18 protein-coding genes, 1 pseudogene and 1 riboswitch are annotated in these 17,020 nt (G+C 46.5%); of the genes and pseudogenes, 9 read left to right on the top strand and 10 right to left on the bottom strand.

Annotated elements, in window-relative coordinates; genetic code table 11:
* Window positions 1-3: 3 nt before the first annotated feature.
* The 4 genes from L3V45_RS02215 (at window position 4) to L3V45_RS02230 (ending at window position 6,646) form a co-directional block, all read left to right on the top strand.
* On the top strand, window positions 4-2,109 hold the full coding sequence (locus tag L3V45_RS02215) for a cellulose biosynthesis cyclic di-GMP-binding regulatory protein BcsB (protein ID WP_236837237.1): 2,106 nt from the start codon (window positions 4-6) through the stop codon (window positions 2,107-2,109).
* A gap of 134 nt (window positions 2,110-2,243) precedes the next feature.
* Window positions 2,244-2,390: riboswitch (cyclic di-AMP (ydaO/yuaA leader) on the top strand.
* Between the two features lie 156 nt (window positions 2,391-2,546).
* A complete protein-coding gene (locus L3V45_RS02220) occupies window positions 2,547-4,367 on the top strand; it encodes an APC family permease (RefSeq protein ID WP_003156252.1) in 1,821 nt (606 codons plus the stop codon).
* Window positions 4,368-4,420: 53 nt separating this feature from the next.
* Complete coding sequence (locus tag L3V45_RS02225) at window positions 4,421-4,867, top strand: NUDIX hydrolase (RefSeq protein WP_139885538.1); 447 nt, start codon at window positions 4,421-4,423, stop codon at window positions 4,865-4,867.
* Window positions 4,868-4,924: 57 nt separating this feature from the next.
* Entirely contained in the window at window positions 4,925-6,646 is a 1,722-nt protein-coding gene (locus L3V45_RS02230; RefSeq protein ID WP_103695304.1) for a pyruvate oxidase, read from the top strand.
* A 261-nt stretch (window positions 6,647-6,907) separates the two neighbouring features.
* On the opposite strand, the gene L3V45_RS02235 is transcribed toward L3V45_RS02230, so the two are convergent.
* The 5 genes from L3V45_RS02235 to L3V45_RS02255 form a co-directional block, all read right to left on the bottom strand.
* Entirely contained in the window at window positions 6,908-7,138 is a 231-nt protein-coding gene (locus tag L3V45_RS02235) for a hypothetical protein (RefSeq protein ID WP_109567722.1), read from the bottom strand.
* Between the two features lie 380 nt (window positions 7,139-7,518).
* The gene (locus L3V45_RS02240) at window positions 7,519-8,076 is read right to left on the bottom strand and encodes a hypothetical protein (protein WP_109567723.1); all 558 of its coding nucleotides are present in this window, start codon (window positions 8,074-8,076) and stop codon (window positions 7,519-7,521) included.
* Window positions 8,077-8,172: 96 nt separating this feature from the next.
* Complete coding sequence (locus L3V45_RS02245) at window positions 8,173-8,880, bottom strand: hypothetical protein (protein ID WP_236837238.1); 708 nt, start codon at window positions 8,878-8,880, stop codon at window positions 8,173-8,175.
* Window positions 8,881-8,969: 89 nt separating this feature from the next.
* Entirely contained in the window at window positions 8,970-9,236 is a 267-nt protein-coding gene (locus L3V45_RS02250; protein WP_003156241.1) for a hypothetical protein, read from the bottom strand.
* Between the two features lie 106 nt (window positions 9,237-9,342).
* Window positions 9,343-10,620 (bottom strand): Nramp family divalent metal transporter, encoded by a 1,278-nt coding sequence (locus L3V45_RS02255; protein WP_088037511.1) that lies wholly within the window; start codon window positions 10,618-10,620, stop codon window positions 9,343-9,345.
* Between the two features lie 657 nt (window positions 10,621-11,277).
* Here L3V45_RS02255 and L3V45_RS02260 point away from each other — a divergent pair.
* Window positions 11,278-11,631 (top strand): hypothetical protein, encoded by a 354-nt coding sequence (locus L3V45_RS02260; protein ID WP_007410203.1) that lies wholly within the window; start codon window positions 11,278-11,280, stop codon window positions 11,629-11,631.
* A 57-nt stretch (window positions 11,632-11,688) separates the two neighbouring features.
* Here L3V45_RS02260 and L3V45_RS02265 read toward each other — a convergent pair.
* The 3 genes and pseudogenes from L3V45_RS02265 to L3V45_RS02275 form a co-directional block, all read right to left on the bottom strand.
* Window positions 11,689-11,904: pseudogene (locus L3V45_RS02265) on the bottom strand (DUF2188 domain-containing protein); the annotation flags it as partial.
* A gap of 57 nt (window positions 11,905-11,961) precedes the next feature.
* Complete coding sequence (locus tag L3V45_RS02270; protein ID WP_015388684.1) at window positions 11,962-12,369, bottom strand: DUF5360 family protein; 408 nt, start codon at window positions 12,367-12,369, stop codon at window positions 11,962-11,964.
* Window positions 12,366-12,731 (bottom strand): DMT family transporter, encoded by a 366-nt coding sequence (locus L3V45_RS02275; RefSeq protein WP_017419236.1) that lies wholly within the window; start codon window positions 12,729-12,731, stop codon window positions 12,366-12,368. The genes L3V45_RS02270 and L3V45_RS02275 overlap by 4 nt, the downstream gene beginning before the upstream one ends.
* A gap of 166 nt (window positions 12,732-12,897) precedes the next feature.
* Here L3V45_RS02275 and L3V45_RS02280 point away from each other — a divergent pair, with 166 nt between their 5' ends.
* From L3V45_RS02280 to L3V45_RS02295, 4 genes are all read left to right on the top strand, one after another.
* A complete protein-coding gene (locus L3V45_RS02280; RefSeq protein ID WP_003156231.1) occupies window positions 12,898-13,704 on the top strand; it encodes an EcsC family protein in 807 nt (268 codons plus the stop codon).
* A 100-nt stretch (window positions 13,705-13,804) separates the two neighbouring features.
* Window positions 13,805-14,176, top strand: coding sequence for a glucose starvation-inducible protein GsiB (gsiB, locus tag L3V45_RS02285; protein ID WP_003156229.1), 372 nt, complete (start codon window positions 13,805-13,807; stop codon window positions 14,174-14,176).
* 134 nt (window positions 14,177-14,310) lie between these two features.
* A complete protein-coding gene (locus L3V45_RS02290; RefSeq protein WP_003156227.1) occupies window positions 14,311-14,652 on the top strand; it encodes a cupin domain-containing protein in 342 nt (113 codons plus the stop codon).
* Window positions 14,646-15,005, top strand: a complete 360-nt coding sequence (locus L3V45_RS02295; protein ID WP_052587159.1) for a DUF4937 domain-containing protein — start codon at window positions 14,646-14,648, stop codon at window positions 15,003-15,005. The genes L3V45_RS02290 and L3V45_RS02295 overlap by 7 nt, the downstream gene beginning before the upstream one ends.
* A 23-nt stretch (window positions 15,006-15,028) precedes the next feature.
* Here L3V45_RS02295 and L3V45_RS02300 read toward each other — a convergent pair whose 3' ends face one another.
* Window positions 15,029-15,850 (bottom strand): manganese catalase, encoded by an 822-nt coding sequence (locus L3V45_RS02300; protein WP_003156225.1) that lies wholly within the window; start codon window positions 15,848-15,850, stop codon window positions 15,029-15,031.
* An 83-nt stretch (window positions 15,851-15,933) separates the two neighbouring features.
* Complete coding sequence (locus tag L3V45_RS02305; RefSeq protein WP_003156223.1) at window positions 15,934-16,986, bottom strand: TRAP transporter substrate-binding protein; 1,053 nt, start codon at window positions 16,984-16,986, stop codon at window positions 15,934-15,936.
* Between the last annotated feature and the right edge of the window lie 34 nt (window positions 16,987-17,020).

Genomic DNA, 17,020 nt, shown 5'->3' on the forward strand with positions numbered 1-17,020 from the left:
TTTTTGAAAAAAGCGATCATATTGATAACTGGCCTTTTGCTATTGATGTATAACGGGCAGGCGGCCGCGGCCCGGGAACTGAAAACGGACGGTTCCGCCCTCGGAACAAGCGCCGGCGCAAAAGAGCAGCAGGCGCTGACTGGCGATCTGATGACACTGTACGGGGCGAAAGACAGCGCAGAGCTGACCTATCAGATTCCTGCGGGAGCTTCGAATGCCGATCAGTCGCTTCTGATTGATTACGAGGCGTCAAACTTATTAATTGCCCCGTCTTCTTTAACCATCGCCATTGATGATGAACCCGTCAAATCCATAAAGCTTGACGGCAGCTCCAAGCGGAAAACGGTGAAGCTCAATCTCAGCAAAAGCCAATCCGCCCAAGGCTATCACAATGTATCATTACGATTTTACGGCGTATTAAAAGAGGGCGTCTGCGTCAGGCAGGATACGTCAGGCAACTGGATAAAAATTTATCCGGACAGCCGCCTTGTGCTTTCAGAAGCAAGCAAGTCAAAGGGAGCGGATCTCGGCCATTTCCCGTATCCGTTTGCCCAATCAGGCAATACGGGTGAAGAAACCGATATTATCCTTCCTGACAAACCGACCTCGGCGGAAGCTGAAGCCGCAGTCAAAACAGAAGGATTTCTGAAAACGGCAGACAGCAGGCTGAAGGTATCCTATGTAAAAGAATCCGATGCCGGCAAAATCAGCAATCCGTCAATTGTCATCGGCGCTGATCAGCATTGGAACGGGAAAATAAAAGAGCTTTTCGAACGGGGGAACTTCAAAGCGGAAGACAACAAACTCCTTCTCGCCGAACGGGTTCTGACATCAGGGGACAAACGGCAGCCCGTCCTGTTTGTCACGGCGCACTCAGACAAAACGCTGGCGGATAAAATCCGCGTCATCACAGACAGCGCTTATTCAAGCCAGCTGGGCGGAGATACTTTGACAATCGGCCGCCTTCAGCCCGCTGCGGAAAAGACAGGCAATAAACTGACATTAGAGGACTTCGGCGCGGGAAATGTAACGGTCGGATCAAACAAAACGGCGTCAGAGCACTTCTTTTACCCTGCGGCGGCCGCTGTTGATAAAGACGGTAAGGTCAAGCTTTCACTTACATTAAAGACGTCGGAATCGATCCGGACGAAGGCGGATTCAGCTAATGACGCCGAGAGAGCGGAGCTGAACGTCATGATCAACGGACAGCCGAATGCGGTGCGCCTTGATGATCTCGGCAATCAAGATAAAGATGGCTTTTACCACGTCTCAATCCTGATTGATCCGAAGCTTTTGCGAAGCAGCAGGTACATTGATCTGCAATTTGTCACATCAGGTTTGAAACATAACAACCCGTGTATCGACCGTGACGAAAATAAATGGGTCTATATTGATAAAAGCAGCATGCTGACGTATCCGGTAAGTGATGCGGCGCAGAAAGCGGATTTCGGGCAATGGCCGCTCCCGTTTGCGGGCGGCGTGAAAGAGAAAACAGTGATCGTCATCCCGGATAATGTAAACATACAGACACTGAAAGAACTTTCTCTGGTGGCGGATTCATTCGGAAACGGCTTTACCGTAAAGACGGCATCAGACATGAAGGAAGCGGATGCCAAAGGCCGGAATGTTGTATTTATCGGAGGCCTGCCGCAAATTCCGCTTTTGAAATCAAACGCCTCTAAGCTTCTCGTGCCGTCAGACCGCAGCGGCGCGTACGATGTTTCTTCGTTTCAGATGCTGAATGAGACAACGAAACAAGTCGCGTTTACCCAGGAATCACCTTGGGACTCCGGCCGAAGCATCGCTGTTTTTGCTCCGTTATCAGGCAGCGGCGCGTCTGTCACAAAAGAGCTGATCAGCTTTTTAGACAGCACAAGCGATGCCGCAACCGTCGTCAACGAAACGGCCGGCAAGCAGCTGTTTTCAAACCATCAGCAAATCAAATCCGACGACAGCAGTCCATCGCCTGATACGAAAAGCCGTTCCGCAGCACTGAACGTCACGTATATCGCTGTTTTCGCTGCGCTTATAATTATTGCGGCCGGTCTGATCTGGCTGACGGCAAGAAGGAAAAAAAGAAAAGCGGACAATGAAAAAAGTGAAGAGTAATGAAGGAAAAAGAGGCCGTTAACAGGCCTCTTTTTTTGTATTTTTATTTCCATTTTTGGCGGTGATTTTTTTATTTTTGAAACAGCATAAAAGCCCCTTTACAACTGAACGGGACGGGAGTATGATCTCTTTTATAATCTATATCGCTTAATCTGTAATCAGAGCGGGGGAACCAATTTGCGGCGCGTGATGCCGCTTGGGGTGAATCCTTTTTCAGGTAGGGCCAACTCTCATCAGCCCGAATCCGACAGCTAACCTCGTAAGCGTTCATGAGAGGAGATGAATGAAACCTGTGCACGATTATGGCGCAGGGGCATCCGTTTGCCTCTGTGTCTTTTTGCTGTGCCGAAATATGGCATGCAATCGTTATTCAGAGACATCATAGCAGTAAGGGTTTGTAAATCAAACGGAAAATGAAAAAAAGGGGAAGACAAAAAATGTACCATTCAATCAAAAGATTTTTGATTGGGAAACCGCTGAAATCACAGGCGGCCGGAGAGCAGAAACTCACGAAACTCAAGGCGCTCGCCATGCTTTCTTCAGACGCGCTGTCATCAGTTGCTTACGGAACGGAACAGATTCTGATCATTTTGGCTGCGGTAAGCGCGGCCGCGTTTTGGTATTCCATTCCGATCGCAGCGGGTGTTCTCATTTTGCTGCTTGCTTTGATTCTGTCCTACAGACAGATTATTTACGCTTATCCGCAAGGCGGGGGCGCTTATATGGTGTCAAAAGAAAACCTTGGTGAGAAGCCGGGCCTGATTGCGGGGGGCTCATTGCTTGTTGATTATATTCTGACTGTTGCGGTAAGCATTTCTGCCGGAACTGATGCGATTACATCGGCATTTCCGGCTTTGCACCCGTATCATTTGCTCATTGCTGTTTTGCTTGTGATTCTGATTATGATTTTAAATTTGAGAGGGCTGTCAGAGTCGGCGTCCATTTTGGCGTATCCCGTCTATCTGTTTGTGGCGGCGCTTGTCCTTTTGATCGTCGTCGGACTGTTTAAGCTCATGACGGGGCAGGTTCATCCGGCCGAGCATACACCGATCGGCACGCCCGTAGCGGGCATCACGCTGTTTTTGCTGCTGAAGGCCTTTTCATCCGGCTGCTCGGCACTGACCGGTGTGGAAGCCATTTCAAACGCGATCCCGGCCTTTAAAAATCCTCCGGCGAAAAACGCGGCCCGCACTTTGGCCATGATGGGGATTCTGCTGGCGATCTTATTTACGGGGATTACGGTGCTGGCGTACGGCTACGGCACGGGTCCGAAGCCTAACGAGACCGTTATTTCACAAATCGCCGCGGAAACCTTCGGACGCCATACGGTGTATTATTTCATTCAAGGCGTTACATCTTTGATTCTCGTGCTTGCGGCAAATACGGGCTTTTCCGCTTTTCCGCAGCTGGCGTTTAATTTAGCGCGCGATCAGTATATGCCGAGAATGTTTACGGTACGAGGCGACCGATTAGGATTTTCAAACGGAATCATCTTTCTCGGTATCGCGTCCATCCTGCTCATTCTTTTATTCGGCGGCCGCACGGAACATTTAATTCCGCTTTATGCCGTCGGCGTGTTCATTCCGTTTACGCTGTCGCAGACGGGAATGTGCATCAAGTGGATCAGGCAGAAGCCGAAGGGCTGGGCGGTAAAAATGCTGATCAACTCATGCGGCGCCGCCATTTCATTTATGGTGCTGTGTATTTTATTCGCGACGAAGTTCAATCTTGTCTGGCCGGTGCTGTTATTCATGCCTGCTGTCGTCATGCTGTTTTTCGTCATTAAAAATCACTACACCGCGGTCGGCGAACAGCTGCGGGTCGTTGATCAGCAGCCTGAGGAAATCAAGGGAACCGTCGTCATCGTGCCTGTCGCCGGTGTCACCACCGTCGTCCAAAAATCGATTCAGTATGCGAAATCATTATCGGATCAGGTCATTGCGGTTCATGTTTCCTTTGACAGAGAACACGAAAAAAAGGTGGAAAAGCGCTGGGAAGAGCTTCATAACGGCGTCCGCCTCGTCACCCTGCATTCCTCATACCGCAGTCTGGTTCACCCGTTTGATAAGTTTTTGGAAACGGTCGAACAAAAAGCGAAAAAAGAACAGTTCTCCGTGATGGTGCTGTTTCCGCAATTTATTACGAAAAAACGCTGGCAGACCATCCTTCACAACCAATCAGCCTTCTTGCTCCGCGTCCGGCTGTTTTGGAAGAAGGACATCATTGTCGCCACCCTGCCGTATCATTTTAAAAAGTAACGGCAAAGACCGCAGGCTGAAATGCCGCGGTCTTTTTTGTAAAGGAGGACGACATGGCACAAGGCGCGTTTGTCATCATACAAAATGAGGAGCGGGACATATTGCTCGTAAAACGAAAAGACGTTCCACTATGGGATTTGCCCGGGGGCGGGATTGAAGAAGGTGAAACACCTGAAGCCGCAGCCATCAGAGAGGCCTTCGAAGAAACCGGTTATAACGTGACCATCCTGCATAAAGCGGGTGAGTATGAAAGGCCGGCATTTGAAGATACACAGCATGTATTCATCGGGGCCATTACCGGAGGAACACCGCTGATGAACGGGCCGGAAACCGCCGCATTACGCTGGTTTCCCCCAAACCGGCGGCCGCTGTTCATGGTGCCGAACAGAAGACGGCAAGTAAAAGACGGACTCAATGGGGCGGCAAATCGTAAGACAGTTCTTAAAGACCGAAATTTGTTATCCATCCTTGATCTGCTGAGAAAAAAGCTGAGAGTATAGCCCGTGTTTCAACCCGTATGAAAAAGGGGATGAATACAGGTAAAAGGAGGATGCAGTATGCCAAGTAAAACAGCAGGACACGTAATGACGGAGCTGCTTGAACAATGGGGAGTCGGTCATATATACGGCATTCCCGGAGACAGCATTAATGAATTTATCGAAGAACTGAGACATGAACGAAATAACCTGACATTCATCCAAACCCGGCACGAAGAAGTCGCAGCCCTGGCTGCCGCGGCTGAGGCAAAACTGACCGGACAGATCGGTGTCTGCCTTTCAATCGCAGGACCGGGGGCCGTTCATCTGCTGAACGGTTTATACGACGCCAAAGCGGACGGCGTTCCGGTGCTGGCGATTGCGGGACAGGTGGCTTCCGGTGAAATCGGCCGTGACAGCTTTCAGGAAATCAAATTAGAGCAAATGTTTGAGGACGTGGCGGTATTCAACCAGCAGGTACATACGGCAGAAGCGCTGCCCGATCTTCTGAATCAGGCGATCCGCACGGCTTACAGCAAAAAAGGCGTTGCCGTTTTAACCGTTTCTGATGATTTATTCGCGCAAAAAATCAAACGGGAGCCGGTTTACACATCGCCGATATACCTCAAAGCCGATATAGAGCCGAAAAAAGAACATCTCGTCACATGCGCGCAATATATTAACAACGCAAAAAAACCGGTCATTCTTGCCGGCCAAGGGTTAAAATCGGCAAAAGAGGAGCTGCTCGCATTCGCCGATAAAGCGGCCGCTCCGATTGTGATTACTCTTCCGGCAAAAGGCGTCGTGCCTGACAGCCATCCCCACTTTCTCGGGAATCTCGGGCAAATCGGCACAAAGCCCGCCTACGAAGCCATGGAGGAATGCGATCTGCTGATCATGCTCGGCACATCGTTCCCGTACAGGGATTATCTCCCGGATGATACGCCTGCCATTCAGCTTGATTCGGATCCGGCGAAAATCGGGAAGCGCTATCCCGTCAATGCGGGAATCGTCAGTGATGCGGCTCTGGGGCTGAAAGAGCTGACGGAATACATTGAATATAAAGAAGACAGAAGATTTTTGGACGCCTGCACCGAGCACATGAAGCATTGGTGGAAGGAAATCGAAAAGGATGAAACCGAAGCGACTCATCCGCTCAAGCCGCAGCAGGTCATTGCCCGGCTTCAGGATGCGGCCGCAGAGGACGCCGTCCTGTCAGTGGATGTCGGAACGGTTACGGTGTGGATGGCCCGCCATTTTAAAATGAAGAAGCAGGACTTTATCGTCTCAAGTTGGCTCGCCACAATGGGATGCGGGCTTCCGGGAGCGATTGCCGCAAGCCTTGCCGAACCTGAGCGGCAGTCCATCGCCATTTGCGGAGACGGCGGATTTTCAATGGTGATGCAGGATCTGCCGACGGCTGTTAAATATAAACTGCCGATTACGGTTGTCGTTTTAAACAACGAAAATCTAGGCATGATTGAATATGAACAGCGGGTCAAAGGCAACATTGACTACGTCACCCAGCTGCAAAATATGGATTACGCCGCTTTTGCAGAAAGCTGCGGGGCAAAAGGCATCAAAGTGACGAAACACGAGGAATTGGCTCCCGCTTTTCATGAAGCGCTCAACTCAAATGAGCCGGTCGTCATCGACGCCGTCATCGGCGACGAGCCGCCGCTTCCGGGAAAAATCACTTACGGCCAAGCGAAGGGCTTCAGCAAATACATGCTGAAAAACTTCTTTGAAAACCAAAAAATCGAAATGCCGTCACTCAAGAAAAGCTTAAAACGGCTGTTTTAAAAAGCGGCGCTTATAATAAAAATAAACAGGCAGCATGCCTGTTTATTTTTTTAGGCTTTCTAATTGATGATTCTTTCTTTAATGACCTCTTCCATGGTAAGGAAGTGGTCAGCGGTTTGAACCCGCTTAGAAGCTTAGAGGACGGGGACCGTAACCGAAAGTATATCGTATTAAAATCTGCGGAAACGGTAAAGGAGATCGTAAATTTCGCAGCTGGCGAGCGATGGCTGATCAAAAAACTCGTGATGGATCAGCGCGGTTTCATCTGAAGAACAGCCAGAGAGCGGTCACAACAGCGATCATAAAGTAATCTCCATCTTTCAGTTTAGTTCCATTTTTGACAAACACATGTGCCGTCCGGTTCGTCTTTGTCCCTTTCGGAGTTTTAAGCGCAATGTTCTTCCCTATATTGTAATAAACAACTTTAAACAAATAATATGCCAGCGAACAGAGTAAAAAGAGCAACATGAACTTGCCAATAAACAATATCATGTTTCATTACTCCCTATTGCAGTTTTTTCGTATGAATATATGACGGAAAAGTCAGGATGTTATATAAAAGGAGAAGTATTTTACCGAGGCTGGTGTTAAACATTAATGAACGGTTCGCCGCAACATCCCCAGATCCGGAACAATTTCAAAACGAAAGAGAAGCCCGAGGATTATTAAAAAACAGCCCCTAATGTGTCCGCTTTTTTTTGAAAATTTGATCCAAGATGAACATAAAGAGGGTGAATAAGAAGGACACCGTAATCATATCTATCAGAAATATATTAGGAGTATCTTTTATTAATAGCAGCCATACCACCTGCAAAACTAAAGAAATAGAAAAATAAGATATATATGTCATGATCCTCATATTTGTTACCCCCTTAGCCTAATTTCTCTTTTGAGATCTTATCCAAATTAGTAAAAAGTATATCCAGGCCCGAAAATAAGAAAGTGATGAACAATGAAAGAAGAATTTCTCCACCTTGAAATATAGATATGTTCTCAATGATATGATTGGAAACGTATTGGATTGAGAAGTAAACAGCAGCCCATGCAAAAATGAATTCAAGGATATAGGCTGACCAAGCAGGTAATGTAAAAACATGAGTCGTTCCTTTTACAATTGCCGTAAGGATTAGCATATAAACTAAAGCTAAGATACTGACGACGACAGAAAATATGTATAAGTCTGAAAGTGAACCATAGATGATATACTCTCCGAAAAAATGATTTACAGTTATAGCTGCAAAATAAATAACTAGGCTGGGTACAGTTATAGCGAAGAACAGGGAGAATCCAATAAGTATGATGAATGCTGCATGAGCTAAGCGGTTTGGCGGTGTATCCACGATCTCTTTTTTTAATAGAAACATAAAAATAAGAGATGAAATCACAAGGCAGCATAAGAAAGTGAGCAAAACAGTAAAAAAGACAGTCATGTGACATCTCCAATGAAAAAGTGCTATTAGAGTGAATCTAACAGCACTTTGCATTTACTTCATACGTATTTTCCTGACGATCATTTATGAATGATTTTAAAAAGCTTTCATTGCTAAAGTTGTCAAATGAGCGAGGTTTTTAGCCTGGCTGTCAGAAAGTCCGGACTTTTTAAGTGAGAGATAAAGATTCTTTTCCACATCAGTCCAGTTTAAGGCGACATACTCGTTCAGCATTTTCTTTAAAACCGGTTCTATATGTTGATTGAAAACGGATTCGAGTTCATTTCTTATTTTCTTTCCTGCTAATTTTTCAACAAGATTGAATAATTTTGTTTTATTTTTCAGCACTTCTCTGATTACATCTTTGACTGGTTTTGACACAGATGCATCGCTTTGTGCTTTAAGTCCGTAGGAAAATTGCGTATCAGTCTGATAAAAAAATGATTTTGTCGTTCCAGTGGCATTGGCAGTATTATGATGATTTTCTTTAGCTAAGGATGCGGGGACAAAAGCAGTAGTTACAAGGGCTAAAGATGCGGCAAACAGAATGCCTTTAGCTGCGTGTCTAATGGGAAATCCTCCTTTAGAAATGTAGTGTAGAGAGAAATGAAAGACTATGTATTTAGGCGGGACCTTTATGATCCGCTTTGAACATTTTTCCCTCTCAGATACCATTCTATCAATAGGTATTTTTTGGGTAAATAGGATTTTAATACGATATTTTTCTCGCAATTCAAAATCTTCTTTGGCAGGATTTATTTTAGCTGCAGTTTCGTGAAATAGAACATGGGCTGGAGCCTGCATGTATAGGCTGATTGAGGCGGAATCACATTTATCGGAGCGGTTTTTATAATGCAGGCTTAGGTAAAAAAATAAACAGGCGGCATGCCTGTTTATTTTCGTTTGCGTGAAAGAGCGAAGAAAAACGGGAAGGCGGAACCGGCCAAAAACGTACCGAATAAAAACATGCCTCCGATGAACACATGGTAGTTCACCCCGCCGATCCAAAGCCCCGTGATTAAGGAAACGATACTTAATGCGATCATCACAAAGCCGGGAATCAGACGTTTCTTACCCGTTGTCCGATAAGCAAAAAGAGAACAGAAGATGCCGATGACAATCGGCACAATCCACAGATAAAAAAGGATAAATACTGACATAAGCAAAACTCCGATTTTTCTTCTATCATACCAAAAACGCCCGGAAAAAGATACGAACGGCACCCGGCGTCAAAAGAAAAACCGGCCGCTGACGGCCGGTTTTTTTCTAACGGAATGAATCGTAAATCACAAACAGATTAAGCGCGATCACCAAAACCGCAATCAGCCAGGCGAGAGCCGTCACCCATTTTCGGTTCGTCAGGGCGCCCATCAGGCGTTTGTTGCTTGTAAACATAATCAGCGGCACGAGTGCAAAGGAGATGCCGAATGAAAGAACGACCTGGCTCCATACGAGCGCTTCTGTGGCGTTGACCCCCGAGATAATGATGATCATCGGCGGAATGATGGTAATGAAACGCCGCAAATAAAGCGGGATACGGTAACGGATGAAGCCCTGCATGATAATATCGCCTGACAATGTGCCGACAGAAGAGCTTGAAAGCCCTGCGGCCAGCAGCCCGATCCCGAAGAGAATGGCTGAAGCCGGTCCGATATAGTGGCCGAATTGCTGATAAGCCACGTCTAAATCTTCTACATACAGCCCGTTCTTGAAGAAAAGCGCGGCGGCGACGATTAGCATGCTTGCGTTAATCGCCCCGGCGATCACCATCGCGATGAGAATGTCAATCGTCTCGAATCTAAAAATCTTTTTCCGCTCATTATCCGTTTTTCCGACGACACGGCGCTGTGTCAGTGCGGAATGTAAGTAAATGGCATGCGGCATCACGGTTGCGCCGAGTATCCCGGTTGCCAAGAGCACACTGTCCATTCCGTCAATTTTCGGGATAAACAGCCCTTCGAGAACAGAGCCGGCGTCAGGTTTGGCAAAGAAGGTCTGCAGAGCGAAGGCGATCACCACGACAAACAGAAGTCCGGCGATGCCCGCTTCCAGCGCCCGGTAACCCCGGCGTTGCAGCTCTAAAATCGCGAATGATCCGATCGCCGCGATAATGGCCGCTTCAACCATCGGTATGCCGAACAGCAGGTTGAGCCCGAGCGCCGCCCCGATAAATTCTGCCAGGTCAGTTGCCATAATCACCAGTTCACCCTGTATCCACAGCCCGGCGGATACCCATTTCGGATACCGGTCTCTGGCGATTTCCGGAAGGTTTTTACCCGTGGCAATGCCGAGCTTCGCGGAAAGAACTTGGATTAAAAAAGCCATCAAGTTTGAAAAGAGGATGACCCACAGCAGCATATACCCAAATTTCGAACCAGCTGAGATATTCGTAGCGAAGTTTCCCGGATCAATGTAGGCAATCGCCGCGATAAAGGCTGGGCCTAAGAAAGGCAGAAGCCGCTTGAATCCCTTGCTTTTGCCGTCAAGTGCATCCTGCACGGCTTTTGCTTGCAGTGATTGTGCTGAGATGTCTTTGCTCATTATGTCTCACCTAAATTCCGATAGATTTTTAGCTAAATAACAAAAAGTTTCCTAGATGCAAATTATTTTATCTACATCATAAATCCGCTATTATGAGATGTCAAGTTCTTTATGTTCAATAAACCGGCACATTGATGCCCTGTTTTATCTATGATATGTATCCCGCCGAAGAAAGGTCCGAAAATGAAAACGGCATCGTTCCGGGAAAGAAGCGATGCCGTTCGCAAAGCGTGTTTCCGCCTCCAATCATGCACGGATGCGTGGAGCGTTCTTTTAAAAAGGTGAAAAGAGGACACTTGCCTATATAACTTCACAACTTTCTGTCCGGTGCAACTGATCCTGAGAAAAAGACGCTGTATTTCCTCCGTTTTCCCGGGTAAATAGAATAATAATGTTTCTTTCCATTGGAAGATAAAACCTTTCTGTACCATTCAAATGACCTCCGGAAAAACTCCGGCCGCTCTGAATAAACGTTTGAATCAACGATATATCAGTGATTCCAGTCCAATAAACGGCTGTTATCTATCAAAAAAAGAATCGGAATGGTCACTTGCGAAGAAAAGAAGTTGGAGCATTAGACTTATTTCAGTCTCCCGGGCAAAAAAGTATAATAACGTCAGGAAAGCTTTCCGGCCATATGATAAAAGAGGGGGAATTTTCTTGGTACGTCGTTTGTCGATCATTTCTTTAGCCATGATTTTTGCTGTTTCTTTATTCGCTTTTGGCGGCTCTGCATCAGCAGCAGCTTTCAAACCTAAAGCTGAACCGGACGTTTCCATTTTAGCCAGCGGGGGCACAGTCGGTATTTACGGTGCTAATATGCGCTCATGCTCTAAGGTCAGCTGTTCAACGATCACAACATTCTCAAGCGGTAAAAAAATTACAGGTTCTTGGGTCACCGGAGAATATGTTCAAGGCCACTACACCAATTCCAATAAATGGCTGAAAGTCACGTATGCAGGAGCGACAGGCTACGTTTCAGTCACCACACTATCTTATTATTACGGTTTATAAGCAGAAAAACCTCGTTCTCTTGAGAGCGGGGTTTTTCTATATTCCGATTCAATTTCCGCGTTTCGTTTCATCCTCGTGTTTCATCAGCTGATCGATTTCTTCCTTAGAAGCGTTTTTTTTCCACTCTTTCGCCTGACTTGTCGCAATGGGAATAGCCCGTCCTTCTTCATAACCCTCATCTACCATCGCATTCGCGATTTCGATCGCTTTTTTCTTCACAGGTTCCTCGAGATTCTTCAATGATTGCGGATAATCCTTCATAGACCAAGGCATGTCTATCACTCCTTTATGAAAAGTGTTTCCCGCCTGAAGAAAAAGAAAACCGCCTCATCAAAAAGAATGACAGCTATTTTTACGAGAGACCAGCAATTTCCGAATAAAATATAAAGGATAAAGAAGCAAGTACAGATTGAATGCCCACCACATGAGATCAAAATCACCGATAAATACCCAAAAGGCAATCGCTTGCAGGCCTGAACAAAAGGTCAGCACAAGTGATATTAATGCGAAATGGCGCCATAACGAATGTTTCCGTTTATAAAGAAACAAGCTGTACAGCCCGGTCAATGAAATGAAAATATCTAGGGGAAAGAATGACCAGTTCCAGGCCATTATCATGGCGTTATCATAATCTTTAAACGCCATGTTTTTTGGAATCCACTCAAAAAAAGTAACAATCCAATAAATGATAAATCCAATATCTGTAATGAGGAAGAGAACCTTTAACCCTTTCATCATCTGTTTCTGTCCGTATGAACGCTGATGCCGTTTGATGACGTTTCACTTTCAGAAATAAAGTTTAAGGAAACGACACCGATGATGATCAGAAGAACAGAGACAGCTTTTATGACAGAGAACTGTTCATGAAAGAAAAAAATTCCGATCATGGAAATCAGCACGATCCCCATTCCCGACCAGACCGCATACGCGATGGAGACACTTATATATTTCAAAGTCAAAGTAAGAAAACAAAGGCTGCCGATATAAAACAATAACAATAAAATACTTGGAACAAGTTTTGTAAATCCATTTGATAATTTCATGCTGACCGTACCCAATACTTCAAAAATGATCGCTAAACTTAAATAAATCCATTGCATACAGCATTCTCCTTCAATCGTATTATTCAAAATTATACAATATATAGAATTTGAAGAAAATTAATCAATGGAATGTTTTCCGGATAAAAAGTCCGGCCGGGTGTAAAAAGAAAACGCCATAAAGGTATACTATGTAGAAAGAAATCAGAAAGGACGTGCAGGACGGGTGACAGAAGAGCGGACAGACCTGGAAAGACAACTGAGAGACATTCAAAAATGGGAAAAGGCGCAGCAGAGGGCGATGTTCTGGCAAACATTCACCCGCTTGCCGTTTCAGCTTTTGGACAAGCTGACACCGCAATTTATTCAGAGGAAAATCGGACTCATTCTCGATGAAACGGGAACGTTTATTCAGTCAGGCGGACAGTACCTTACATCAGAAAAGCGCATCATGAAAAAGTTTCAAAAACGGCTGCCGCACGGTACATGTCAAACGCTTCACGACATCCGCAATGCGCCGCTTGCCGTCATGGACGAAATCGCAGAAGCCATAGCGCGTACAAGCGTAAAGGCCGCGACGGTGCAGGGAGCCGCAACGGGAGTCGGCGGCGTGTTTACGCTTGCGGCAGACATTCCGGCGATGCTCGGCCTGTCCTTAAAGACGCTGCAAGATATCGCGGTTGCTTACGGCTTTGATCCGAAAGACAAAAAAGAACGCGTGTTTATCGTCAAATTGCTTCAGCTTGCATCCAGTGACGTCATCGGAAAAAAAGCGATCCTGCAAGATTTACGGCAATATGATCAAAACGACCAAACCTATCAGCGCGTCGCCTCGCAAATCCAAGGCTGGCGGGAAGTCGTTTACAGCTACCGTGATACGTTCGCCGCGAAAAAACTGCTGCAAATGGTTCCGGCCGCAGGCATCATCTTCGGCGCGTCCGCCAACCGTTCAGCTTTAGAAAGCATCGCGGAAACAGGCATCATGCTTTATAAAAAACGCCGGATTCTAAAACGCATGAACGATACAGAATGATAAAAAACCACCCGAAAACACATTCAATGTGTTTTCTTTGTTTAGCAGTTCTGAAATCGGGAAACCAACAACCAACACCAATTAAAGGAGGAATTCAAAAATGGCACAAGATAATAACAAAATGAGCAGAGAAGAAGCAGGTAAAAAAGGCGGAGAAGCTACAAGCAATAACCATGACAAAGAATTCTATCAGGAAATTGGTCAAAAAGGCGGAGAAGCCACAAGCAAAAATCACGACAAAGAATTCTATCAGGAAATCGGTGAAAAAGGCGGAGAAGCCACAAGCAAAAATCACGACAAAGAATTCTATCAGGAAATCGGTGAAAAAGGCGGAGAAGCCACAAGCAATAACCATGACAAGGAATTCTATCAGGAAATCGGCCAAAAAGGCGGAGAAGCTACAAGTAAAAATCATGACAAAGAGTTTTATAAAGAAATCGGCCAAAAAGGCGGAAATAGACGAAGCAGCTAATAAAAGCATAAAAGGCAGACAACCTGCAGATCAAAAGCGATCCGGCACATCAGCCGGATCGCTTTTGATTTTGGGAAAATCTTGATCTGAGCCGCAAAACCGATACAATAAAATGAAAAAGGGGTTTTTCACTCGTGTCTGACATGCTGAATTTGCTCGCTATCGCCAATAAAGTCAAAGAAAAACACGACAATTTTTCAATCGCGGAGATCAATGACCACTGTGTGCGCCTCGCAGTGTTTAAGGGAGAATATGACTGGCACCATCACCCTGACTCAGATGAATGGTTCATCGTTCTGGAAGGTGAGCTGCTGATCGATTTTAAGGACAAAGAAACCGCAGTGCTCAAAGCAAATGACAGCCTGCTCATCCCGAAAGGCACGATTCACCGCACCCGCTCTTACGTCAGAACCGTGAATCTCTGTGTCGAGCATACGCATGCGAAAACAGTCATCACAGAGGAACGGTCATGCTGATCAAAAAGATTGTATGTGAAACAGACGCTGCAAACGCTGAAGCATTTGCGCAAGCACAGTCAAGGTGGGGAGCATTATCATGTGTAAATGGCTTCGTCAGACAGGCCGGCGGCTGGCGGAAAAACGCAGACGGCCTGTTCATCGCAGAGATCATCAGCGTTTGGGAGGACAGACAGGCCTATGATGATTTTATGGAGAACGAACATGACCGCATATACGAAGAAAACGAGCAGAAGGCTGCGATTCTATCAATGGAAGTGATGCTGTACGAGGGGGATGAACCTTTCATTCACGAGCTGTTACATCACCTGGACATCCGATACGAACCGGATTGGACAGTTGTGCGCACATAAAAAAAGCCCCTTTAGAGGCTTTTTTATTTTCGTCCGGGAAGCGTGTTGTGGACATACGGCGGGACGGGGTCCAGCTTAGCTATTTCGCCGTGCGCTTTCGGTTCCTTTTCGTATTCAAATGGTTCTCCGTCCGGCGCTGTTTCCTTCAGCCAATTTTGTTCAGCGCTTTCTGCTCCATCTGAGAAATGAATAAGCTTATGGGAGAATGACTGTTTTTCCAGCGCCTTCGGGAATGTCGAAGGAACGATCGGACCTTCCTGTTCTTCTAATTCTTTAATGGCCGCAAGCCATTGGTTTTGATGCATGGTATCGCGGGCCAATAAAAAGCTGAGCATATCTTTCACGCCTTTATCATCGGTCATTTCATACAGGCGTGCGACTTGAAGCCTTCCTTGTGATTCGGCGTTCAGATTGGCGCGGAAGTCTGCCAGAAGGTTTCCGCTTGCGACGATATAGCCTGCGCTCCACGGAACGCCCGTGCTGCTCTCCGGCATGGCGCCGAGTCCTGAGACAATGGCATGATGCGGGTTCATCCCGCCTAAAATGGACCCGATGACCGGATCATCAGCCGCTTTTTCCTGCTCTGCCAGCGGGGCGTCTTCTAACAGTCTCGCAATCATCGTCGCGATCATTTCGACATGGCCGATTTCTTCCGTCGCGGTATCCATCAGAAGATCCTTATATTTTTCATTGCCCCGTGTATTCCATCCTTGGAACAAATATTGCATGGCGACGGATATTTCCCCGTATTGTCCCCCTAAAATTTCCTGCATCTTTTTTGCGAACAGCGGGTCAGGACGATCCGGTTTAGCCGGATGCTGCAGTTTTTTCGTATGTGTAAACATGTCTCCATCTCCTTTTTTGCTCTGTCCCTATTTACTTCCCCGGCGGGAAAAGGGATGAAACGGAGATGGGCGTATTGGTCCTGCTAAGGCTCGCGGCGCAAGGATAACAAATCCTGCACAAGCCCGCGGCCGATCACCTGTTCATATTGTCCGTAAATCGGGTCGAGGCGTTTCATCCATGTGTTCTTTTCCGCTTTGCTCAGCACATGAATATGAATGGATGAATTCTTCTTTATCTCTTCAAGCTGGTCTTTATTCATTTTCTCAGCGGAGGCTTCGTTCCATTCCGTCGTTTCTCTCATCGCCTCCGTTAAGATGGTTCTCGTTTTTTCTGTCTGTGAATTCCAGAAATGCTCGTCGGTCATCACGGCATAACCGAGGTACCCGTGATTGCTGATTGTCAAATAATCTTGAACATTATAAAATTTTTTAGAATAGATATTTGAAATCGTATTTTCCTCTCCGTCTACGAGATTGCTTTCCAAGAGCTGAAACGTGGAATTAAAGGAATCCTGCCGCGGGTGCGCGCCGAGCAGGCGGTACTGGTCCTCGATCACGCTGCTCGGCATGATCCTGAGCGCCTGTCCTTTCAAATCGTCCGGAGAGAAGATCGGCCCTTTATTTGACGTGAGCTGCTTAAACCCGTTCGTCCAGTACGCCAGTCCTTTCAAATGATGCTTTTCTAAAGAAGCGAACAGGCGCGTGCCGATTTTGCCGTTGAGGCCTTCTTGCACGGCTTTATAGTTTGTAAACGCGTACGGCAGATCCAAAACACCCCATTCGGGAGACAGTGATCCGAGCTTTGAGGTGGAGGGGGCGATGAATTGCACGTCCCCGTTTTGGAGGGCGTTTATTTCTTCATTATCTGAATAGAGGCTCCCGTTTGGAAATACCTCTACTTTAATGGTGCCGCCGGACTTTTGATAGACCAGGTCGGCAAATTTATTCGCCGCCCGCCCTTTAGGCGTGTTTTCAGCCACGACATGGCTGAATTTGAAAACCATTTGATCTTTCAGGCCTTCCTGTTCGTCATCATAATACGGTTCTTCCGTTGAGAAACGATCATGAAAGCCGATGAATAAAGCGGTTCCGATACCGAGTACCATCAGGCTGAGACAAGTCAGCAAGCTTTTCATCGAAAACCCCCTCCGCCATTTTCTATAACAAGCA

Origin of the sequence: Bacillus sp. R45 (assembly GCF_021729365.1) — a bacterium.
Taxonomy (GTDB): Bacteria; Bacillota; Bacilli; order Bacillales; family Bacillaceae; genus Bacillus; species Bacillus velezensis.